The 22,655-nt window shown below is 69.2% G+C and carries 19 protein-coding genes; 9 read left to right on the plus strand and 10 right to left on the minus strand.

Features of this window, described 5'->3' with window-relative positions:
• Positions 1-184 precede the first annotated feature (184 nt).
• Positions 185-736, plus strand: a complete 552-nt coding sequence (locus DIE03_RS15995) for a Spy/CpxP family protein refolding chaperone (protein ID WP_124451912.1) — start codon at positions 185-187, stop codon at positions 734-736.
• Between the two features lie 137 nt (positions 737-873).
• Positions 874-1,305, plus strand: coding sequence for a PGDYG domain-containing protein (locus tag DIE03_RS16000; protein WP_124451914.1), 432 nt, complete (start codon positions 874-876; stop codon positions 1,303-1,305).
• Between the two features lie 33 nt (positions 1,306-1,338).
• On the opposite strand, the gene DIE03_RS16005 is transcribed toward DIE03_RS16000, so the two are convergent.
• The 8 genes from DIE03_RS16005 to DIE03_RS16040 form a co-directional block, all read right to left on the minus strand.
• Positions 1,339-1,701 carry a DUF3022 domain-containing protein gene (locus DIE03_RS16005; RefSeq protein WP_124451916.1) on the minus strand — a complete coding sequence of 121 codons (363 nt, stop codon included), beginning with the start codon at positions 1,699-1,701 and terminating at the stop codon, positions 1,339-1,341.
• A gap of 12 nt (positions 1,702-1,713) precedes the next feature.
• Positions 1,714-2,502: a YhfC family intramembrane metalloprotease gene (locus tag DIE03_RS16010; RefSeq protein WP_124451918.1), complete on the minus strand. Its 789-nt coding sequence runs from the start codon at positions 2,500-2,502 to the stop codon at positions 1,714-1,716.
• A 54-nt stretch (positions 2,503-2,556) separates the two neighbouring features.
• Positions 2,557-3,600, minus strand: a complete 1,044-nt coding sequence (locus DIE03_RS16015; RefSeq protein ID WP_124451920.1) for a LacI family DNA-binding transcriptional regulator — start codon at positions 3,598-3,600, stop codon at positions 2,557-2,559.
• A 332-nt stretch (positions 3,601-3,932) separates the two neighbouring features.
• Positions 3,933-4,898 carry a D-glycerate dehydrogenase gene (locus DIE03_RS16020; protein ID WP_124451922.1) on the minus strand — a complete coding sequence of 322 codons (966 nt, stop codon included), beginning with the start codon at positions 4,896-4,898 and terminating at the stop codon, positions 3,933-3,935.
• A gap of 3 nt (positions 4,899-4,901) precedes the next feature.
• Positions 4,902-6,182, minus strand: coding sequence for an MFS transporter (locus tag DIE03_RS16025; protein WP_124451924.1), 1,281 nt, complete (start codon positions 6,180-6,182; stop codon positions 4,902-4,904).
• A 116-nt stretch (positions 6,183-6,298) separates the two neighbouring features.
• On the minus strand, positions 6,299-7,291 hold the full coding sequence (locus DIE03_RS16030) for a sugar kinase (RefSeq protein ID WP_124451926.1): 993 nt from the start codon (positions 7,289-7,291) through the stop codon (positions 6,299-6,301).
• Between the two features lie 28 nt (positions 7,292-7,319).
• Positions 7,320-8,084, minus strand: a complete 765-nt coding sequence (locus DIE03_RS16035; protein ID WP_124451928.1) for a sugar phosphate isomerase/epimerase — start codon at positions 8,082-8,084, stop codon at positions 7,320-7,322.
• 160 nt (positions 8,085-8,244) lie between these two features.
• Positions 8,245-9,138, minus strand: coding sequence for a LysR family transcriptional regulator (locus DIE03_RS16040; RefSeq protein WP_124451930.1), 894 nt, complete (start codon positions 9,136-9,138; stop codon positions 8,245-8,247).
• Between the two features lie 112 nt (positions 9,139-9,250).
• On the opposite strand from DIE03_RS16040, the gene DIE03_RS16045 reads away from it, so the two are divergent.
• Positions 9,251-10,318: a YeiH family protein gene (locus DIE03_RS16045; RefSeq protein ID WP_124451932.1), complete on the plus strand. Its 1,068-nt coding sequence runs from the start codon at positions 9,251-9,253 to the stop codon at positions 10,316-10,318.
• Between the two features lie 103 nt (positions 10,319-10,421).
• Positions 10,422-12,155 (plus strand): ClcB-like voltage-gated chloride channel protein, encoded by a 1,734-nt coding sequence (locus DIE03_RS16055; RefSeq protein ID WP_221623691.1) that lies wholly within the window; start codon positions 10,422-10,424, stop codon positions 12,153-12,155.
• Positions 12,156-12,182: 27 nt separating this feature from the next.
• Here DIE03_RS16055 and DIE03_RS16060 read toward each other — a convergent pair whose 3' ends face one another.
• The gene (locus DIE03_RS16060) at positions 12,183-12,803 is read right to left on the minus strand and encodes a TetR/AcrR family transcriptional regulator (protein ID WP_124451937.1); all 621 of its coding nucleotides are present in this window, start codon (positions 12,801-12,803) and stop codon (positions 12,183-12,185) included.
• Positions 12,804-12,981: 178 nt separating this feature from the next.
• Here DIE03_RS16060 and DIE03_RS16065 point away from each other — a divergent pair, with 178 nt between their 5' ends.
• The 4 genes from DIE03_RS16065 to DIE03_RS16080 all read left to right on the plus strand — a co-directional run bounded on the left by DIE03_RS16065 (position 12,982) and on the right by DIE03_RS16080 (position 19,960).
• A complete protein-coding gene (locus DIE03_RS16065) occupies positions 12,982-14,091 on the plus strand; it encodes an efflux RND transporter periplasmic adaptor subunit (RefSeq protein ID WP_124451939.1) in 1,110 nt (369 codons plus the stop codon).
• Positions 14,088-17,234 carry an efflux RND transporter permease subunit gene (locus DIE03_RS16070; protein WP_124451941.1) on the plus strand — a complete coding sequence of 1,049 codons (3,147 nt, stop codon included), beginning with the start codon at positions 14,088-14,090 and terminating at the stop codon, positions 17,232-17,234. The genes DIE03_RS16065 and DIE03_RS16070 overlap by 4 nt, the downstream gene beginning before the upstream one ends.
• Before the next feature lie 2 nt (positions 17,235-17,236).
• A complete protein-coding gene (locus DIE03_RS16075; RefSeq protein WP_124451943.1) occupies positions 17,237-18,811 on the plus strand; it encodes an efflux transporter outer membrane subunit in 1,575 nt (524 codons plus the stop codon).
• Between the two features lie 120 nt (positions 18,812-18,931).
• Positions 18,932-19,960, plus strand: coding sequence for a MerR family transcriptional regulator (locus tag DIE03_RS16080; RefSeq protein ID WP_124451945.1), 1,029 nt, complete (start codon positions 18,932-18,934; stop codon positions 19,958-19,960).
• Between the two features lie 147 nt (positions 19,961-20,107).
• Here DIE03_RS16080 and DIE03_RS16085 read toward each other — a convergent pair whose 3' ends face one another.
• Positions 20,108-21,490 carry a sigma-54-dependent Fis family transcriptional regulator gene (locus DIE03_RS16085; RefSeq protein ID WP_124451947.1) on the minus strand — a complete coding sequence of 461 codons (1,383 nt, stop codon included), beginning with the start codon at positions 21,488-21,490 and terminating at the stop codon, positions 20,108-20,110.
• 253 nt (positions 21,491-21,743) lie between these two features.
• Here DIE03_RS16085 and DIE03_RS16090 point away from each other — a divergent pair, with 253 nt between their 5' ends.
• A complete protein-coding gene (locus DIE03_RS16090; protein WP_124451949.1) occupies positions 21,744-22,628 on the plus strand; it encodes an MBL fold metallo-hydrolase in 885 nt (294 codons plus the stop codon).
• The last annotated feature ends 27 nt before the right edge of the window (positions 22,629-22,655 follow it).

Below are 22,655 nucleotides of genomic sequence, written 5' to 3' on the forward strand. Positions count from 1 at the left end.
GTGCGCCCAACCGCCATCGCCCGGGTTCGAACCTTTCGATTTCGATTCGTATCGGATGTAAGCAAGTGTCGCATTCACTGCTGCGCCGCACGCGGCGTGCTACTAATAGCGTGCGACGCGAGATGCGCGCTTGCGGCAGCAGCCGCCGCGCCCGCTCGCACGACATCACCCCGGAGAGCCAACCATGAAGAAAATCTCGCTCACCCTCGCTACGCTCGCCGTTGCAGCCAGTGCGTTCGCGCAAACCCCGGCCCAGCCGCAAGCGCCCGCCCCGGCTCCGGCCACGACGGCCGCTGCGTCGGCCCCGAGCGCCGAGCAGCGCGCGGCACGCCATGAAGCGCGCATCGAGCAGCGCATCAAGTACCTGCACGATCAGTTGAAGATCACGTCGGCGCAGGAACCGCAATGGAAGACGTTCGCCGATACGATGCGCGACAACGGCGAAACGATGGGCCGCCTCTACAGCGAACGGATGGCCAAGCACGACGTCTCCGCGATCGACGACATGAAGCAGTATGCGGAACTGTCGCAGGCGAACGCCGACGGCGCGAAGAAGCTTGCCGAAGCCTTCGCCCCGCTCTACCAGAGCTTCCCGGCCGAACAGAAGGCGCTGGCCGACACGACCTTCCGCGGCTGGCTGCACCACGGCGGCGAGCACGGCGGCAAGGGCAAGACGAAGGGCAAGGAAGGCAAGGCGGCGGCCGCGCCGGCCGCCAGCGCACCCGCGCAGCCCTGACGCCCGCCGCGCCGGCGCCGTGCCGTGCCCGCCCGGGCCGGACGGCGCCGCGCCCCTGCCGGCGACCGGCGCGCCACACGGCGCGCCGAATTCGGGATAAGCTCCCGGCTTTTCCAGCTTTCCCGCTCCTTCCCGCCATGCTCGAACTCAAGCAACTCGATCTGCGTACCGACCCGCAGGCCCGTCGCGTCGTCAAGGACGAAACCGTCGCCGTGGATTTCGCGGATGTCGATGGCGAACTGATGAGCCTCGAAGGCCCGAACCGCTATGTGGCGGGCGACGCATTGATCACCGGCTCGACCGGCGACCGCTGGGTCGTGTCGCGCGCCCGCTTCGACGCCAAATACCTGCCCGCCGATCCGGCACTCGCGCACGGCACGCCGGGCGCCTACCGGAACCGGCCGGCCGTCGTGCTCGCACGCCGAATGGACGAGCCGTTCACGATCGCCCGCTCGGAAAACGGCGACACGCTGCGCGGCGTCGCCGGCGACTGGGTCATGCAGTACGCGCCCGGCGACTATGGCGTCGTGCAGGCGCAGCGCTTCGCGCAGGTGTACCGCGACGCATGATTCGCCGCGCCGGCGCGATGCCGGCGCCGTCGCTCACGCGAAGTCTTCGTCGAGTTCGAGTTCCGCGTCGCGCTCGACGGCCTCGCCGGCCGCGTGCCGCTCCTCGAGCGACCCGAGCATCGCTTCCGTATACGCATGCAGCACCGCATGACTGCGCGCGCGCTGCATCGGCTTGAGCGCCAGGTAGCGCGCGAGTGCCGCCGGCACGATGCGGATCGCGAGCGTCATCCGCTTCGGCGTCGCGCCGAAACGCATCGCGAGCCAGTGCACGGACAGGAAGCGCCCGCGCGCATCGCTGCTTTCGGCAAAGCGCGTCTGTTCCGGAAAGAGATCGCAGATCACGCGCGCGAGCGCGTCGAATTCCGCGCTCTGGCATTCGATCAGATAGTCGTCCATTCCGCTCTCCCGTCAGGCCGCCGCGCGCGACGGCCGGCACGTCTTCACCAGCACGACCACCAGGGCCGCGGCCAGCACGAAATACAAGGCCTCGACCCACGCGGCCGGCAGCGCGCGCACCTGGTACAACAGCGCCGGCACGGCCGCGAGCGCATGCAGAACGATCGCGAGCGGCAACACGCCCGCGCGGCCGGCACGCACGCCGCGCCACACCAGCACCGACAGCGCCACCTGCACCGCGAACGCCGAGCAGCGCTCGAGCAGCAACAGCAGGATCGACTGTGCCGACAGCGTCGCGAGCATCATGTGCAGCCGCACCACGGTGTCGACCGGCAGGTCGGACAGCTGCGTCTCGAGCTGGCCGCGGCCCGCGAGCCATGCGAGATACGACCACTGGCCCCACACGAGCACGCCGACGAACCATGCTTCGGCACCGGCGTGACCGATCCCGTAGCCGATCCCGCGACCGTCGCCGGCCGATTCGCCGTAGCGGCGGTTCAGGAAACGCATCCCGAGATAGCGGCCGACTTCCTCGAAGACGGCCGTCGCGAGCGCACCGTACGCGACGAACGCGAGCGGCTGCGTCAGCCAGCCGTCCTCAGGCGTGTGGCTCAGCACGAGCCCGTGGAACGCACGCTCGACGATCATCGCGAACAGCGTGAAGACGGCGACACCGACGATCGTGTCGCGGCGGTTGAGTGCAAGCGGCTTGCGCAGGATGCGGAAGAGGACGAGCGGCAGTAGCGCGATGATCAGCGTGGCGGCGATCAGCAGCGCCAGCGTGACGGGAGCGACAGTCATGTATTTCCTTGATCGGGGCAGCGCACCTGGCGCGCTGCGTGCCCCGAATGATACTCAGCTTGCGGTCGACGCGCGCGCACACAGCGCGCCGGGCAGCATCGCGACGCGCACGTCGCCCGCCGCGCCGTCGATCCGCTCGTGCACGAATTCGACGGCCTTGTAGCCGATTTCGTAGGTCGGCTGACGGATCGTCGTGATGCCGATCAGCTCGGCCCATTCCGGATCGTCGATCGACAGCAGCGCCGCCTTCTGCTGCCACGCGGCGCCGAAACGCGCACGCAGGTGGCGCGCGATCGCGAGCGCAACCGGCGCGTTCGCGGCGAACAGCGCCGCGCGCACGCCGCGCCGGGCCGCGGCGTCGATGCGGGTGTCGATGTCGGCAAGCGCCGCGGCAGCCGCGTCGGGCGCGTTCAGGTCGAGCACGACCGTCGGCGGCACCGGCAGCCCGCGCGCGTCCAGCGCCGCGCGGAACGCGGCCTCGCGCGCGCGCCGCGAGCTGACGCGCTCGAACGGCTGCACGACGAAATGGATCGCGTCGAAGCCGTGTTCGACCAGGTGCGCGAGCGCCATCTCGATCGCGTCGGCGTTGTCGAGGCCGATCAGGTCGGCCTCGAAGCCCTCGACCGTGCGGTCGACGAGCACGGCCGGAATGCCCGCGCCGCGCAGCGGGCGCAGCACGTCTTCGTCGGCACCGAGCGCGTTGACGATCAGCCCTTCGACGCGGTAGGTCGTGAGCAGCTGCAGGAAGCGCCGCTCCATCTCGACCTCGTTCGCCGCGTGACAGATGAGCGGCATGTAGCCGAGCGCATGGCACGCGGCCTCGACGCCCTGCAGCACTTCGACGGTGTAAGGATTGGTCAGGTCGGCCGCGAGCATGCCGAGCAGCCGGTTGCGGCCGCGCTTGAGCCCGCGCGCCATCTGGTTCGGCCGGTAGTTGAGCCGCGCGATCGCCGACTCGATCCGCTGGCGCAGATCGACGGACAGCACATGCGTCTCGCCGTTCAGGTAGCGCGACACGCTGGTCTTGCCCGTGCCGGCCTCGCGCGCGACGTCGCTGATCGTCGCCGGACGCGTCGTGGAAGGTTGCGAATCGGTCACTGTCGTGCCTCGCGACGTGCGATCCGCGCCGCTTCGTGAGCAGACGGACCTTTGTTGTTGGAAACGTAAGCCACCCGGCGGACTCCCCTGTCTGAGCGCTTCTGCGCCTGCACTGATCCCGTGCTTCGCGGTCGATCAGCGCCCGCGAGTCGCGTGCGTCGGCAGTCGGCCGCCCGGACCTGGCGCGGATACCCGCCGCGCGACGCCACCAGCCATGCAGCCGGGTTGTCGACGCGACGAGAGCGGGCGATCATAACGCAGCCAGCCCTCCCGCACCAAGATCATCGACTCTAACCGCGCCGCCGCCGCGCCGGGCGGTCGCCGGATGCGGCTCACGCGTGCGCGAGCGCGTCCGGATTGACGAGATTCGTGCGCAGCGTGCCGGCCAGCGCGCCGACCAGGTTTTCCGCCGCGCAGCGCGCCATCGCATGGCGCGTCTCGTGCGTCGCCGAGCCGATATGCGGCAGCGCGACGACATTCTTCATCTGCAGCAGCGGCGAATCCGCCGGCAGCGGCTCCTGCTCGAACACGTCGAGCCCCGCACCGCGGATCGTACCCGCGCGCAGCGCATCGACCAGCGCGGCTTCGTCGACGACGGGCCCGCGCGACGCGTTGATCAGGATCGCGCCGCGCTTCATCTTCGCGAATTCGGGCGCACCGACCAGATGGCGCGTTTCCGGCGACAGCGGCACCTGCAGGCACACGAAATCCGACTGTGCGAGCAGTTCGTCGAACGTCACGCGCCGCGCGCCGTACTGCGTCTCGGCTTGCGCGTGCGCGGAGCGGTTCGCGTACAGCACCTGCATCCGGAAGCCGAGCGCCGCGCGGCGCGCGACCGCGCCGCCGATCCGCCCGAGCCCGACGATGCCGAGCGTCTTGCCCTGCACGTCGGTGCCGTACAGGTCGGAGCCGATGCTGCGATGCCAGTTCCCTGCCTTGACCCACTCGGCCAGCTCGACCACGCGCCGCGCGGACGCCAGGATCAGCGAAAACACCGTATCGGCGGTCGACTCGGTCAGCACGTCCGGCGTATGCGCGAGCACGATGCCGCGGCGCGTCAGGTCGGCGACGTCGAAGTTGTCGTAGCCGACCGAGATCGTCGACCACGCCTTCAGCCGCGGTGCGCCGTCGAGCATCCGCGGCGTGACCTTCAGGCTCGCGCCGATCGCGCCGTCCGCGTCGCCGAGTGCGGCGGCAAGCGCGTCGGCGCCGTCGGCCTGCACGACGTCCGCATGCTCGCGCAGGTACGCGAGAACGTCATCGGGCAGCGGCTTGTACGCGACGATACGGGGCTTCATGTTTCATTTTCCTTGCAGCGGCGCGGCGAGCGGATGCGCATCGCGCGCCTGGGGTTTGACGGACAGCGTGAGGATCACCGCGGCGACGAGCGCGGCACTCATGAACGCATACGACGCGACGGGCGACCCGGTCGCACCGTTCAGGTAGCCGACGAAGTACGAGCCGACGAACGAGCCGAGCGCGCCCATGCTGTTGATCAGCGCCATCGCGCCGCCCGCGACGTTCTTCGGCAGCAGCTCCGGCACGATCGCGAAGAACGGGCCGTACGGCGCATACATCGCGGCGCCCGCGACGACCAGCAGCGCATACGAGATCCAGAAATGCGACGAGCCGAGCGCGTACGACGCGGCGAATGCGGCTGCGCCGATCAGCAGGAACGGCCACACGAAGCCGCGGCGCGAGCCGACCTTGTCGGACGCCCACGATGCGGCGAGCATCGCGATCGTCGCCGCGAGATACGGCAGCGCGGACAGCCAGCCGGTCGCGACCATCCCGAGGTCGGACCCGTTCTTGACGATCGACGGCAGCCACAGCACGAAGCCGTACACGCCGATGCTCCAGCAGAAATACTGCGCGCACAGCTTGATCACGGCCGGCGAGCGGAATGCCTCGCCGTAGTTGCGCACGGGCTTGATCGCTGCCTGCTCGGCCACGAGCGCGGCGTCGAGGTCGCGCTTTTCCTGCGCGGTCAGCCACGGCGAATCGGCCGGCTTGTCCTGCACGAGGAACCACCAGCACACGGCCCAGATGATGGCCGGCACGCCTTCGGCGATGAACATGTGGCGCCAGCCGAATTCATGCACGAGATAACCCGACACGATCGACATCCACAGCACGGTGACCGGGTTGCCGAGGATCAGGAACGTGTTCGCGCGCGAGCGCTCGTTCTTGGTGAACCAGTTGCTGATGTAGATCAGCATCGCCGGCATCACGGCCGCCTCGACCACGCCGAGCACGAAGCGGATCGCCATCAGCGACGGGATGTTGCTGACCACGCCCGTGAGCGCCGCGCAGCCGCCCCACAGGATCAGACTGACGAACACGAGCTTCTTCACGCTGCGGCGTTCCGCATAGATCGCGCCGGGGATCTGGAAGAAGAAGTAGCCGAGGAAGAACAGCGCGCCGATCAGCGACGACAGGCCCTTGCCGATGCCGAGATCCTGGTTGATGCCGGCCGCTGCCGCGAACCCGTAGTTCGCGCGGTCGAGGTAAGCGAGGCTGTACGTGATGAACACGATCGGCATGATCGTCCACCAGCGACGGGCTGCGAGATTGGTTGCCATGAGAGTGTCTCCGTATGTCGACCGGACTTGGCGCTTCAGCGCCCGTCCGGCCTCCAGCAAAACTACGTGTGCGTCGTGCACGAAATGGATCCGCGGATTGTGCCGTGTCCGGCCTCTCATTGCGCGGTGACGATTTCCTCTAAGCGATCGGCGCGATTGCTGACATTTTCGAGCCGGTCGAGGGCTTCGCGCGTCGGCAACCCTTCCGAATCGCCGATCACCTGGATCGCGAGCGCGCCGATCCGGTTGCCGCGCGCGACCGCCTGCTCGACGCTCCGGCCTTCCAGCAACGCGCTGACCACGCCGACCGCGAAACCGTCGCCGGCGCCGACCGTGTCGACCACCCGTTCGACACGCTCACCCGCGACCGTGCCCTCGCGGCCGTCGGCCGTGCGGAAATATGCGCCTTGCTCGCCGAGCTTGATCACGACGCCGCGCGCGCCCCGCGCGAGATAGAAGCCCGCGATGTCGGCCGGCGTGTCGTGCCCGGTGAGCTGGCGCCCTTCGGCGAGGCCCGGCAGCACCCAGTCGGCGAGCGTCGCGAGCGCGTTCAGCGTCTTCGCCATCACGTCGGCGGACGGCCACAGCGTCGGGCGCAGGTTCGGATCGAACGAGATCGTCTTGCCGGCCGCGCGCATCTCGCGCGCGAGCCGGAACGCCAGTTCGCACGAGGTCGCGGAGATCGCCGGCGCGACGCCCGTCAGGTGCAGGTGGCGCGCGCCGAGCACGTAGTCGGCCACGTAGTCGTCGCACGACAGGTAGCTCGCGGCCGAACCCTTGCGGAAATATTCGACGGTCGGGTCGCTGCCGTCGTCGTTGCGCGACTTCAGCTGGAAACCGGTCGGGTAACGCGGATCGACGGTCACGCACGACGCGTCGATGCCTTCGCGCGCCAGCGTGTCGAGCACGTAGCCGCCGAACGAATCGCGGCCCACGCGGCTCATCCAGCCGACCCGGAAACCGAGCCGCGACAGGCCGATCGCGACGTTCAGGTCGGCGCCCGCGATCCGCTTCGTGAATTGCCCCGCGTGCGCGAGATGGCCGGGCTCGGTCGCGACGAACATCGCCATCGCCTCGCCGTAGGTCACGACATCGAGTGCTGCTTTCATGAATGAACTCCTCGGGATCCTTTTGCGGTCAAGCGGTCGCGAGCCATGCGACACGGCGGCAGGCATCGCCCGCCAGATCGGCAGCGTCGAACGGGAACTCGATGCCGCGCGGCACATGCGGCGGCAGCGCCGCAAGCACGCCGGTCACGAGCGCGTCGTTCGGCGCCGGCGCGACCGCGAAGCGGCGCGCGCCCTCACCCTCGACGGCCTTGCAATGAATGTATTCCACGTGCGGCGCGAGCACTTGCGCGCAGTCGAGCGGCGCTTCGCCCGGCCACTGCCAGTTGCCGATGTCGAACGTCATCCCGAGCGCATCGCGCTGGCCGGCCGCGGCCAGCGCGTCGAACAGCCCGCGAAACTGCGCGAACGCGCCGCCGACCTGGAGCTGGCCGTTCTCGACCACCACACGCGCGTTCGCGCCGCGCGACAGCGCGACGATCTCGGCCGCGTGCGCGTCGCCGGCAAAACCGCCGAGCTGGAATTTCACGAAGCGCGCGCCGAGCGCGTCGGCTTCCGCGAGCGCGTCGCGCAATGCGTCGGCATCCAGCGCACCCGTTTCCGTATACAGCGTGGCCGGCGTCGAATAGACCGACCACAGCCCGTGGCCGGCGATCTGCGCGCCGAGCGCGGCCAACGCGCCGGGGGCCGTGTCGTCGTCCGACGCGAACAGTTCGCGCCGCACCTCGAATCCGGTCGCACCGGATGCCGCCACGGTCGAGATGAATGCGCTGTGGCCCTCCTGGCGCACGCGGTCCATCCCGAATGCGCTCGCCACGATCACGATGTCTGCCATGTTGCCCTTTTTTACCGGAATGGAACCGGTTCCATTTGCTTGAGACGGATGGTGCGCCTCGCGTCAGGCCCACGCCATAGAGGAAATCCCTAAGATAGTGCACCGCGCCAGCACGCGCCCGACGGCGTGCAACGCACGTTCCCGGCGCGGCTGCGGCCGCTCAGGCGAGGTCTTGCGCGAGACTCATGTCGAGGAACTGCGCGGCGACCCGCGACGGCGCACCGCCGTGCGGCACGAGAATGGAGAAATGACGCGTGAGCGGCGCCGGCGCGAGCGAGCGCAGCACGAGCGCCGCATCCTGGTGGCGCAACGACATCGCGGACACGAACCCGACGCCCATCCCGGCGCGCACGGCCTCCTTGACGGCCTCGACGCCGGCGATCTCGAACGCGACGCGCATCGGCGCGCCGCCGTGCGCGAACGCGCGTTCGACGAGCTGCCGCACGGCGGAGCCCGCCTCGCGCAGCACGAGCGGGTGCGCGGCGAGCGCGTCGAGCGTCACGCCCGCGTCGTAGCCGGGCGCGGCCAGCGGATGGCCGGCCGGCACGATCGCGACGATCTCGTCCTCGTGCCAGGCATGGACGGCCGTGCCCGGCGGCAACGCCTCGCCGGGCGGCCCCTCGATCAGCGCGATGTCGAGCGACGGCAGCGCGGCCACCACGTCGGCCGTATTGCCGCTCATCGTCTGGATCGTCACGCGCGGCGCGAGCGGCTGGAACGCCGCGATCAGATATGGCAGCAGGTAGCTCGCGGGCGTCGTGCTCGCGCCGATGCGCAGCGTGCCGGCTTCCAGCCCGCGCACCGCGTCGCGAAACGCACGCGCCTGCGCGAACGTATCGCGCTGCGCCTTCGCGTACTGCGCGAGCTGCTCGCCGACCGGCGTCAGGCGGATGCCGCGGCCGTCGCGCTGGTACAGCGGCTCGCCGAATTCGTCCTGCAGCAGCCGCAGCTGGCCCGACACGGCCGGCTGCGACAGATGCAATGCCACGGCGGCGCGGCTGATGTTCAGGTGTTCGGCGACGGCGGCGAACGTTATCAGTTGATCCGGGGTCATGGGGATGAATTATCGGCTTTCCGGATAGTTTACGTCACAAATCACAATTTTTCATATCGATATAACGAAATTAGGATTACAGCATCGCAACACGCTCCATCACGGTGCTTCCATGTCCACTGCCCCGACTCCCCATCTCAGCCATGCCGCGCCGTCGATGCGCGGCCAGTTGAACGGCGTGCTGTTCGTCGCGCTGTTCGCCGCCGCCGTCACGAGCCTGTCCGAGCTGCCCGCGGTCGCGGCGCTCGGCCTGTCGCCGCTGATCGTCGGCATCGTCGCAGGCGCCTTGTACGGCAACGCGCTGCGCGACGGCATGCCGGCCAGCTGGGCGGCCGGCGTCAATTTCTCCGCGCGCAAGCTGCTGCGCATCGCGGTCGCGTTCTTCGGGTTGCGCGTGAGCCTGCAGGAAATCGCGCAGGTCGGCCTGCCGGGCCTCACGGTGTCGGTGCTGGTCGTCGTCAGCACGCTCGTGATCGGCACCTGGGCCGGCATGAAGCTGATGAAGCTCGACCGCGACGCGGCGCTGCTGACCGCCGCCGGCAGCGCGATCTGCGGCGCGGCCGCCGTGCTCGCGTTCGAATCGACGCTGCAGTCGAAACCGCACCAGAGCGCGATGGCCGTGGGCAGCGTCGTGCTGTTCGGCACGCTGTCGATGTTCCTGTACCCGCTCGCGTATCACGCCGGGCTGCTGAACCTCGATCCGGCCGGCCTCGGCCTGTTCTTCGGCGGCACGATCCATGAAGTCGCGCAGGTGGTCGGCGCGGCGAGCGACATCAGCCCCGAGGTCGCGCACGTCGCGACGATCGTGAAGATGACGCGCGTGATGCTGCTGGTTCCCGTGCTGCTGGTGCTCGGCTGGTGGCTCGCCCGCTCGGCCCGCGCAACGGCCGGCGGCGCGCAGGGCAAGCGCAAGGTGGCCGTGCCCTGGTTCGCGCTCGGCTTCCTCGGCTTCGTGATCGTCAATTCGCTGAACGTGCTGCCGACCGCCGTCACGCATACGCTGAACGTGCTCGACACCTTCGCGCTGACGATGGCCATGACGGCACTCGGCATCGAGACGCGCGTCGCGCAGATCCGCGCCGCCGGCCCGCGGGCGCTGATGACCGGCCTGATCCTGTATGTGTGGCTGATCGCCGGCGGCTACGCGATCACCTGGGCCGTGCAGCACTGGCTTGGCTGAGCCGCACGTCCGTGACGGTTCGCACGCCGCGCCCGACGGGGAAGTCCCGCGGGCGCGGCGCAGTGCTATGCTTCGCGTCGTTTTCCATCGCCCTCTTTCAGCCGTGCTCTCGTTCCTGCTGAAGCTGCGCACTCGCGCCCAAAAGCTGTTCCGCCTGTCGGACGCCCATACGATGCTGATCTGGTCGGCGATCGTCGGCGTCGGCGGCGCCTTTGCCACGATGGCGTTCCGCGAAGGCATCGACCTGATGCAGCGCCTGGTCTCCGGGCAAAGCGGCAGCTTCGTGCAGATGGCCAAGAGCCTGCCGTGGTACGTACGGTTCTGGATGCCGGCAGCCGGCGGCTTCCTCGCCGGCTGCGTGCTGCTGCTCGCGACGCGCGGCGACAGGCAGGCCGCCAAGACCGACTACATGGAATCGGTCGCACTCGGCAACGGCGTCGTGCCGGTCCGGCAGAGCCTGTGGCGCAGCGTGTCGTCGCTGCTGACGATCGGCAGCGGCGGCTCGATCGGCCGCGAAGGCCCGATGGTGCAGCTCGCGGCGCTGGCCGCGTCGCTGGTCGGCCGCTTCGCGCACTTCGACCCGCCGCGCCTGCGCCTGCTGGTCGCCTGCGGGGCCGCTGCCGGCATCACGTCCGCGTACAACGCGCCGATCGCCGGCGCATTCTTCGTGTCGGAAATCGTGCTCGGCACGATCGCGATGGAAAGCTTCGGGCCGATGGTCGTCGCGTCGGTCGTCGCGAACATCGTGATGCGCGAATTCGCCGGTTACCGGCCGCCGTACGAAATGCCGGTGTTTCCGGCCGTCACGGGCCCCGAGGTCCTGCTGTTCGTCGTGCTCGGCGCGCTGTGCGGCGTGCTTGCGCCGCAGTTCCTGCACCTGCTCGACGCATCGAAGAACCAGTTCAAGCGGCTGCCGGTGCCGCTGCCCGTGCGGCTCGCGCTCGGCGGCCTCGTCGTCGGCGTGATCTCGGTATGGATTCCGGACGTCTGGGGCAACGGCTACAGCGTCGTGAACCACATCCTCCATTCGCCGTGGACCTGGCAGGCGCTCGTCGCGGTGCTCGTGTTCAAGGTGATGGCGACGGCCGCGACGGCCGGCTCGGGCGCGATCGGCGGCGTGTTCACGCCGACGCTGTTCGTCGGCGCGGTGTTCGGCTCACTGTTCGGGCTCGCGATGGAAGCGCTGTGGCCCGGCCATACGTCGGCCTATTTCGCTTACGCGATCGTGGGGATGGGGGCGTTCATGGCCGGCGCCACGCAGGCGCCGCTGATGGCGATCCTGATGATCTTCGAGATGACGCTGAGCTACCAGGTCGTGCTGCCGCTGCTGGTGTCGTGCGTGTTCGCGTATTTCGTCGCGCGCGCGACGGGCACGACGTCGATGTACGAGATCACGCAGCACCACTACCAGGACGCGCAGGAGCGGCTGCGGCTGCGCACCACGCAGATGCGCGAGCTGATCCAGCCCGCGCAGACGGTCGTCCCGCTCACGGCGAGCGTTGCCGACATGACGCGCGTGTTTCTCGAATACCCGGTGAAGTACCTGTACGTGACGGACGACGCCGGGCGCTTCCGCGGCGCGGTCGCGCTGAAGGACATCACGTCGGACCTGCTCGACAAGCGCGACACGACCGACAAGACGGCCGCGCACTATGCGCATACGCCGTTTCCGCTCCTCACGCCCGACATGCCGCTCGCGACCGCGCTCGAACGCTTCATGGCGTTCCAGGGCGAACGGCTGCCGGTGATCGAAAGCGAAGCCGAGCCGACGCTCGCGGGCGTCGTCTACAAGACCTCGCTGCTCGACGCGTACCGGCGGATGACCGGCGAGCGCTGACACGCGCCGCCGATCCGCCCGCGCCGGTCAGTCCGGCGCGCGCCCCAGCACGACCCGCGCGAAGAATCCCGCGAGCACCGATTCGGCCACGTCGACCGATACGTGCTGCGGATCGGCCGTGTAATACGACTGCACGCCGTCGCACAGGCACATCAGCCCGAACGCGAGCGTATCGGCCGGCAGCAGCAGCGGCGTACCCGAGCGCTCGGCGAAGCGCTCGATGAATTCCGCCATCTGTACGCGCTTGCCGTGCAGGAACTGATTGAAGCGCACGCGGAACTTCGCGTCGCGCGCCGCCTGCAGCTTCGCCTCGCCCCATAGCAGCGAGTATTCGTCGTCGCGAAACAGCGTCCGGTAATACGCGAGCGCCATCGATTCCATCTGCTCGCGCGTGCCCCCCTCTTCGAAAATCGCCTGGAAGTCGGACCGCACCTCCTCGTGGTTGCGCTCCAGCAACTCCAGCAGCAGGTCGGACTTGCTGCGGAAATTCGAATAGAACGCACCGCGCGTATAGCCGGCCGCCGCCGCGATGTCTTCGACACTCGCGGCCACATAGCCTTTCTTCAGAAAAATGCGATGCGCGGCCGTCAACAGACGTTCACGCGTCTGGTCCCGGCTCTGCTCGCGGGTTAAGCGCTGTGGTTTCATGGCGCGCAGTCTAGCACCATTCCCCTTTCATATTCATCTTTGCATTCAGATACAGGTGTGTATTAGAATTCGCCACAGTTTCTGAATGTGCCGTCCGCACGCCCGTGCCGACGCCGCCTGGGGCAAGCGCCCGCCGCGCTTGCCGACCTCGTTCCGCTCCACCTCACCTGGGGGTTTCGTGAATCGCTCCGGTTTCCGCGCCACGCTGCTGATCGGCGTCGCGCTCGTCCTTGCCGCCTGTCATCCCAAAGAATCCGCGCCGCCCGCCCCGCGCCCCGTCGTCGCGCTGCCCGCGCGGGCCGATACCGCCGCGACCGCACGCACGCTCCCCGGCGACATCCAGCCGCGCTATGCGACGCCGCTGTCGTTCCGCATCGCCGGCAAGATCATCGAGCGCAAGGTGCGGCTCGGCGATACGGTCAAGGTCGGCCAGGTCGTCGCGCTGCTCGATCCGTCCGATGTCGAGAAGAACGCCGCGAGCGCGCAGGCGCAGCTCGATGCCGCGACGCACAGTCTCGCGTTCGCGAAGCAGCAGCTCGACCGCGACCGTGCGCAGGCGCATGAAAACCTGATCGCGACCGCGCAGCTCGAACAGACCCAGAACAGCTATACGTCGGCGCTCGCGCAGCGCGACCAGGCGCAGCAGCAGCTCGCGCTCGCAAAGAACCAGCTCCGCTACGCGACGCTCGTCGCCGATCACGCGGGCTTCATCACCGCCGAACAGGCCGACACCGGCCAGAACGTGTCGGCCGGCCAGCCGGTCTACCAGCTCGCGTGGTCGGGCGACGTCGATGTCGTCAGCGACGTGCCCGAGGCTGCGCTCGCCTCGCTCGCGCCCGGCCATGCGGCGACCGTCACGCTGCCGTCGCTGCCGGGCCGCCAGTTTGCCGCCAAGGTGCGCGAAATCGCGCCGGCCGCCGATCCGCAAAGCCGCACCTATCGCGTGAAGCTCACGCTCGCCACGCCCGATCCGGCGATCCGCCTCGGGATGACCGCGAACGTCGCGTTCGACGGCGCACCGGCCGCCGACAACGCGCAGCCGATCACGCTGCCCGCGACCGCGCTGTTCCACGACGGCGCGCAACCGGCCGTGTGGGTCGTGCGCACGAAGGACGACACGCTCGAACTGCGCCGCGTCGACGTCGCGCGCTTCAACGAGCGCACCGTGACCGTGTCGCACGGGCTGCAGCCGGGCGAGCGCGTCGTGCTGCAGGGCGTGCATACGGTCAGCGCGGGCGAGAAAGTGCGCGCGATCGCGCCGCTGCATCCGGAGGACTTCGCATCGTGAGTACTCCGCATGAAGAAGGCCGCTTCAACCTGTCGGCGTGGGCGTTGCGCCACCAGGCGCTCGTCGTCTACCTGATCGCGCTCGCGACGCTCGCGGGCATTCTCGCGTACACGCGGCTCGCCCAATCCGAAGACCCGCCGTTCACGTTCCGCGTGATGGTGATCCGGACGTTCTGGCCCGGCGCGAGTGCGCGGCAGGTGCAGGAACAGGTGACCGACCGGATCGGCCGCAAGCTGCAGGAAACGCCGGCCGTCGACTTCCTGCGCAGCTATTCGCGCCCCGGCGAATCGCTGATCTTCTTCACGATGAAGGATTCGGCGCCCGTGAAGGACGTGCCCGAGACCTGGTACCAGATCCGCAAGAAAGTCGGCGACATCGGCTACACGCTGCCGCCCGGCGTGCAGGGCCCGTTCTTCAACGACGAGTTCGGCGACGTCTACACCAACATCTGGACGCTCGAGGGCGACGGCTTCACGCCCGCGCAACTGCACGACTACGCGGACCAGTTGCGCACCGTGCTGCTGCGCGTGCCGGGCGTCGGCAAGGTCGACTACTTCGGCGACCCCGACCAGCGGATCTTCATCGAGGTCAACAACGCCCAGCTCACGCGCCTCGGCATCTCGCCGCAGCAGCTCGGGCAGGCGATCAACGCGCAGAACGACATCTCGTCGGCCGGCGTGCTGACGACCGCCGACGATCGCGTGTTCGTGCGGCCGAGCGGCCAGTTCGACAACGTCGACGCGATCGCCGACACGGTGATCCGCATCAACGGCCGCACGTTCCGGCTCGGCGATCTCGCGACCGTGAAGCGCGGCTACGACGACCCGGCCGTCACGCAGATGCGTACGAACGGCAAAGCCGTGCTCGGCATCGGCGTCACGATGCAGCCGGGCGGCGACGTGATCCGGCTCGGCAAGGCGCTCGACGCGGAATCGAAGGACCTGCAGGCGCAGCTGCCGGCCGGCCTCAAGCTGACGCTGGTGTCGAGCATGCCGCACGCGGTCTCGCATTCGGTCGACGACTTCCTCGAAGCCGTCGCCGAAGCCGTTGCGATCGTGCTGGTCGTGAGCCTCGTGTCGCTCGGCCTGCGCACCGGGATGGTCGTCGTGATCTCGATTCCGGTCGTGCTCGCGGTCACCGCGCTCTTCATGTACCTGTTCGACATCGGGCTGCACAAGGTATCGCTCGGCACGCTCGTGCTCGCGCTCGGGCTGCTCGTCGACGACGCGATCATCGCGGTCGAGATGATGGCCGTGAAGCTCGAACAGGGTTACAGCCGCGCACGCGCCGCCGCGTTCGCGTACACGAGCACCGCGTTCCCGATGCTGACGGGCACGCTCGTCACGGTGTCGGGCTTCCTGCCGATCGCGCTCGCGAAATCGAGCACCGGCGAATACACGCGCTCGATCTTCGAAGTGTCGGCGATCGCGCTGATCGCGTCGTGGTTCGCAGCCGTCGTGCTGATCCCGCTGCTCGGCTATCACATGCTGCCCGAGCGCAAGCGGCACGCGCACGAGGCACACCTGCCCGACGACCACGAGCACGACATCTACGACACGCGTTTCTACCGGCGGCTGCGCGGCTGGATCGACTGGTGCATCGAGCGGCGCTTCGTCGTGCTGCTGGTTACCGGCGCCCTTTTCGTCGTCGCACTGATGGGCTTCACGCTCGTGCCGCAGCAGTTCTTCCCGAGCTCCGACCGGCCCGAGCTGCTGGTCGACCTGCGGCTGCCCGAAGGCGCGTCGTTCGCGGCGACGCTGCGCGAAACCGAGCGCCTCGAGAAAGCGATCGACAAGCGCCCCGAGATCGACCATTCGGTGAACTTCGTCGGCAGCGGCGCGCCGCGCTTCTACCTGCCGCTCGACCAGCAGCTGCAACTGCCGAACTTCGCGCAGTTCGTGATCACCGCGAAATCGGTCGAGGATCGCGAGAAGCTCGCGACCTGGCTCGAAACCACGCTGCGCGACACGTTCCCGGCCGTGCGCTGGCGGCTGTCGCGGCTCGAGAACGGCCCGCCGGTCGGCTATCCGGTGCAGTTCCGCGTGAGCGGCGACAGCATCGCGACGGTCCGCTCGATCGCCGAGAAGGTCGCGGCGACGATGCGCGGCGATGCGCGCACGGTCAACGTGCAGTTCGACTGGGACGAGCCGGCCGAGCGCTCGGTGCGCTTCGAGATCGACCAGAAGAAGGCGCGCGAGCTGAACGTCACGTCGCAGGACGTGTCGAGCTTCCTCGCGATGACGCTGTCCGGCACGACCGTCACGCAGTATCGCGAGCGCGACAAGCTGATCGCGGTCGACCTGCGCGCGCCGCGCGCCGACCGCGTCGATCCGGCGAAGCTCGCGGGCCTCGCGCTGCCGACGCCGAACGGCCCCGTGCCGCTCGGCTCGCTCGGCCGCTTCACGCCGACGCTCGAATACGGCGTCGTATGGGAGCGCGACCGCCAGCCGACCATCACCGTGCAGTCGGACGTGCGCGCCGGCGCGCAGGGCATCGACGTCACGCATGCGGTCGACGCGAAGCTGAACGCGCTGCGCGCGCAGCTGCCGGTCGGCTATCAGATCAACATCGGCGGCTCGGTCGAGGAAAGCGCGAAGGCGCAGACGTCGATCAATGCGCAGATGCCGCTGATGGCGATCGCCGTGTTCACGCTGCTGATGATCCAGCTGCAGAGCTTCTCGCGCGTGCTGATGGTCGTGCTGACCGCGCCGCTCGGGCTGATCGGCGTGGTCGCGACGCTGCTGCTGTTCGGCCAGCCGTTCGGCTTCGTCGCGATGCTCGGCGTGATCGCGATGTTCGGGATCATCATGCGCAACTCGGTAATCCTCGTCGACCAGATCGAGCAGGACATCGCGGTCGGCCACGGGCGCGTCGACGCGATCATCGGGGCGACCGTGCGGCGCTTCCGGCCGATCACGCTGACGGCCGCGGCCGCCGTGCTCGCGCTGATCCCGCTGCTGCGCTCGAACTTCTTCGGGCCGATGGCGACCGCGCTGATGGGCGGCATCACGAGCGCGACCGTGCTGACGCTGTTTTACCTCCCCGCGCTGTACGCGACGTGGTTCCGCGTGAAGCGCGACGAACGCGACCCGCAGGACGGGCCGCCGCCAGGCGCCACGCCTGCCGCGCCGTCGGGAGCTTGACCATGGATCGATCGATGACCCTGAAAACGAAAGCCGTGCGGGCGCTTGCCGTGGCGAGCCTCGCCGGCCCGCTCGCGGGCTGCGCGTGGTTCGCGCCGAGCGGCGAGCCGCCCGCAATGCCGTCGCCCGCGCACTACGGCAGCGTGCCGCAAGTCCAGCAGACCGTGTCCGCGCAAGGCGTCGCGCAGCAGTTCGACGTCGGCGCGCAGCCGGTGCCCGACTGGTGGAAGCAGTACCGCTCCGATGCGCTGAACGCGCTCGTCGACGAAGGGCTGCGCAACAGCCCGACGCTGAGCGCGGCGTCGCATTCGCTCGATGCCGCGCGCGAACAGCTGCGCGGCCAGATCGGCAGCTCGATGCTGCCGTCGATCGACGCAGTCGGCCAGGCCACGCGCCAGCGCGCGCTCGGCGTGCCGATTCCCGCGCTCGGCGCGCCGACGCTGCTGTACGACACGTTCGTCGGGCAACTGCAGGCGAGCTACACGGTCGACCTGTTCGGCGTGTCGCGCTTCGCGAACCGTTCGCTCGCGAAACGCGTCGACGTCAGCGCGTTCCAGCTCGAATCCGCGCGGCGCGCGCTCGCCGCGAACATCGTCACCGCGTCGATCACCGTGTCGGTGCTCAATGCGCAGATCGACACGACCGAGCGGCTCGTCGCGCTCGCGAACGACCAGGCGCACGACGCCGAACGCCGCCATGCGCTCGGTTCGGCATCGCGCAGCGACGCGCTGAACGCGCGGCAAAGCGCCGACACGTTCGCGGCGAGCCTGCCCGCGCTGCGCCAGCAGCGCGACTCGGCGCGCCATGCGCTCGCGGTACTGGTCGGCCGCACGCCCGACCGGCCGCCGGCCGACCTCACGCTCGCCGATCTGCACCTGCCCGAACAGGTGCCCGTCGTCGTGCCGTCCGACCTGCTGAAAAGCCGGCCGGACATCCAGGCGGCCGATGCGGGGCTGAAGGCAGCAGCAGCCGAAGTGGGCCTCGCGACCGCACAGATGTTCCCGCAGCTGTCGCTGTCGGCGGCCATGGGCAAAGGCGGCTTCAGCTGGCCGACGATGCTGTCGGGTGCCGGCGCGATCTGGAACGTCGGTGCGTCGCTGAGCCAGCCGATCTTCCACGGCGGCGCGCTGCTCGCCCAGCGCCGCGCGGCGAAGGCGACCTACGAGGCCGCGGTCGACCAGTACAAGCAGGCCGTGCTCGGCGCGTTCCAGAACGTCGCCGATTCGCTGGCGGCGCTCGAACACGATGCGGAAGCGCTCGATGCGTCGTCGCGTGCCGCACTTTCCGCGCGCGGCGCCTACGACGACGCGGCCGCCCGCGTGCGGCTCGGCGCACTGCCGCCGTCGGCCGCGCGTGCGAGCGAACTGCAGTACCGCAATGCGCGGCTCGACGAGATCCGCGCGACCGGCGCGCGGTTCGCGGATACCGCGCGCCTTTACCAGGCGATGGGCACGCCGCCGACCGGCAAGGACGACAAAGCCGGCCAGCCCGGCCAGAACGGCAACGCGGCCGGCGACGGCACAGGCGGCCGCGAAGCCCGCGCGGCCACGCCCGACACCACGCCTTCGCCGCAATAAGCCGGCTCCTCGATCGGGCGCGTGCCGCACGGCCCCGCGCGCCCGATCGCCGAACTTCCGCTTGACCCTCACGTAGCGTAACGTTCGAGACTCCAGTGTGCGTACCGAACGGAGGAACGAATGCGACTGAAAGTGGGAGAACTGGCGAAACGCAGCGGGCTGACCGTCCGCACGCTTCATCACTATCACGCGATCGGTTTGCTGACGCCTTCGGCGCGCGCCGACAACGGTTACCGGCTGTACGACCGCCACGACATCGCCCGGCTCCACCAGATCCAGGCGTTGCGTCGCTTCGGCCTGTCGCTCACCGAAATCGGCGACCACCTGAACCAGCCCGGCACCCCGCTCGTCGAGCTCGTCGCGAAGCAGATCGCGCTGCTCGACCGCCAGCTTGCGCAGACCGCGCAGCTGCGCGAGCGGCTCGTGAACCTGCATGCGCAGCTCGCGGCGGGCACGGAGCCGGAACTGGCCGATTGGCTCACCACACTGGAGTTGATGACCGTGTACGACAAATATTTCTCCGAGGAAGAACTCGCGCGCATGCCGATGTACCGGAAGAGCCAGACGGGCGACGCGGAATGGATCGCGCTCGTCGGCGAGGTCCGTGCGCTGCACGACGCGGGCGTGCCCGCCGAGGACGAGCGCGCGCGTACGCTCGCGTCGCGCTGGATGGCGCTGCTCGTGCGCGACACGAACAACGATCCGCGGCTGCTGGCGAAGCTGAACCTGATGCACGAGCACGAGCCGGCGATGCAGTCGAAGATCGGCATTTCGACCGAACTGCGCGACTATGTGCTGCGCGCGTCGGCGGAAACGAAGATGCGGATCTTCGAGAAGTATCTTGCGCCGGACGAGATCCGCTTCATGCGGGCCCACTACGGCGAACGCGCGATGGAGTGGCCGCAGCTGATGGGCGACGTGCGCGACGCGATCGACACCGACGTGAAGCCCGATTCGCCGCAAGGCCGCGCGCTCGCGCAGCGCTGGCTCGAGCTGTTCTGCAGCTATGCGGGCCACGATCCGGCCACGCATGCGAAATTCCGCCAGGCGCTGATGAACGAGCCGGCGCTCACGAAGGACTCGTGGACCGACGACACGCTGATCGGTTTCGTGCGCGAGGCGATGGCGCAGCTTGCGCCGGTGCGTTGAGCGTGTGACGGGGCGGGCGGCGGCCGAATTGCTCGCGTGCCGCCCGCGTCGCCACTGACGCTCGGTCGCGCACTTGCCAGTCGGGCCGGCCGTCGAGCGTTGCCGTCACCTTCCGCTCGACGCCGCCGAACGCGGCTCTGGCGGGCGTCACCGATCGCGCGTACCGAGCCCGAGCGCCTTCATCCGCCGGTACAGCGTCCGCTCGCTCATCCCGACCTGCTCGGCAAGCGCCTTGCGCGTGCCGTCGAACGTGCGCGCGATGCGCACGAGTTCCGCATCCGACAGCCCGCGCCCGTCCGCCGCGCGATCCTGCGGCGCCGCCGCGGCCGCGACGAGTTCGGCCGGCAGATGCTCGACGCGGATCGTCCCGTCGTCCGCGAACAGGCACGCGCGTTCGAGCACGTTGCGCAGTTCGCGGATGTTGCCGGGCCATGCATACGCATCGAGGCACGCTCGCGCGCGCTCGGTCAGCACGTACGGCCGCGCGCTCGCATCGCCCGCCTTGCCGCGCGCATTCGCGATGCGCCGCAGGATCGATTCGGCCAGCAGCGCGACGTCGCCGCGCCGCTCGCGCAGCGCCGGCAGCGGAATCGGAAACGCGTTGATCCGGTAGTAAAGATCCTGCCGGAACCGGCCGTCGTCGATCATCTCGCGCAACGGCTTGTGCGTGGCCGCGACGAGCCGGAAATCGGCGCGCAGCGCCTCGACGCCGCCCACGCGCCGGAACGTGCCCGACTCGATCAGCCGCAGCAGCTTCACCTGCATCGGCAGCGGCACGTCGCCGATCTCGTCGAGAAACAGCGTGCCGCCCTGCGCGGTTTCGACGAGGCCCGGCTTGCGCTGGTTCGCGCCCGTGAACGCGCCTTTCTCGTAGCCGAACAGTTCGCTCTCGAACAACGTCTCGGCAATCCCCGAGCAATCGACGACGACGAACGGCCCCATCGCACGATCGCTCGCCTCGTGCAGCGCGCGGGCGAACAGCTCCTTGCCGGTGCCCGATTCGCCGAGCAGCAGCACCGGCAGCGTCGACGGTGCCACGCGCTGCAGCGCGCCGAGCGCCGCATTGAACGCGTCGGCGCCGCCGACGAGCCCTTCCGCACTCGGCTGCGCGGACGCGCTGCGCACCGTCGTCAGCCGCTCGACATAGGCGATCACGTTGCCGTCCGCATCGAAGATCGGCCGCAGCTCGACGTCGACGTGCTCGGGGCCGCGCGGCGTGTGATGGATGTGCAGCACGCGATTCAGCCCGCGTGACTCGAGCGCCTGCTTCATCGGGCAATGCTCGCCGGCCTGGTCGCACGGCACGTCGTAGTGATGCGACACCTGGAAGCAGTGCCGGCCCACGTGCTCGACGCCCGCCACGCCGAACTGGCGCCGGTACGCATCGTTCGCCGCGAGGATGCGGTAGTCGGGATCGACGACGATCATCGGCTGCGGGTCCTGCTCGAGATACGCGACGAGCGCGCGCACGTCGGGCATCGCGTCGCGACGCGGCGCGGGAACGATCGGGATGGTGTCGTGCGGATTCATGCGGCGGCTCGCTCGGTGAAGAGGCGCCCGGGCGGACTGCCAGGCTGACTGCCAATTCTGCCACGACACTGCCAGTTATGGCAGTCCTCATCCTCGAGCGGACGCCAGCGACACCTTCATGCTACCGCCGGCACGCCGGAAATCCGAGTCGAATCAAGCCGCTGGCACATCGGCGAGTGCCTTGTCGCAGCCTGGCACGCTTCTTGAGACAAAGACCCCGATTGCAGATGCAGAACCCGATCGAGGACACCCCGTGAGCAACGCCCCCGCCCTGTCGGTCGAAGGCTTTTTCGACCCGGCGACCCACACCGTCAGCTATCTCCTGCTCGATACCGAGAGCCGCGCGTGCGCGCTGATCGACAGCGTGCTCGACTACGATCCGAACTCCGGCCGCACGCGCACCACCAGCGCGGACCGGCTGATCGCCCGCGTAGCCGAACTCGGCGCGACCGTGCACTGGCTGCTGGAAACGCACGTGCACGCCGATCACCTGTCGGCCGCGCCCTACCTGAAAGCACGGGTCGGCGGCCGGATTGCGATCGGCTCGCACGTGCGCCGCGTGCAGCACGTGTTCGGCACGCTGTTCAACGCGGGCCCGGGCTTCGCGGAAGACGGCCGCCAGTTCGACCGGCTCGTCGACGACGGCGACACGCTCGCGCTCGGCGCGCTGACGATCCGCGCGCTGCATACGCCGGGCCATACGCCCGCCTGCATGACCTACTGCGTGGACGACGCGACGCAGCGCGCGGCGTTCGTCGGCGACACGCTGTTCATGCCCGACTACGGCACGGCCCGCTGCGACTTCCCCGGCGGCGATGCGCGCACGCTGTACCGCTCGATCGCGCGCGTGCTCGCGCTGCCGCCCGACACGCGCCTGTATCTGTGCCACGACTACCAGCCGGGCGGCCGCGACGTGCAGTTCGTGACGACCGTCGCCGAGCAGCGCCGCGCGAACGTGCACGTGAAGGACGGCGTGACCGAGGACGATTTCGTCGCAATGCGCACCGCGCGCGACGCGACGCTCGACATGCCCGTGCTGATGCTGCCGTCGGTGCAAGTCAACATGCGCGCCGGCCACCTGCCCGAACCCGAGAACAACGGCGTGCGCTACCTGAAGATCCCGCTCGACGCGATCTGAGCGCCTGCACCCCACCGAGAACCCCGA

The organism is Burkholderia sp. Bp8992 (assembly GCF_003853705.1).
Lineage (GTDB): Bacteria > Pseudomonadota > Gammaproteobacteria > Burkholderiales > Burkholderiaceae > Burkholderia.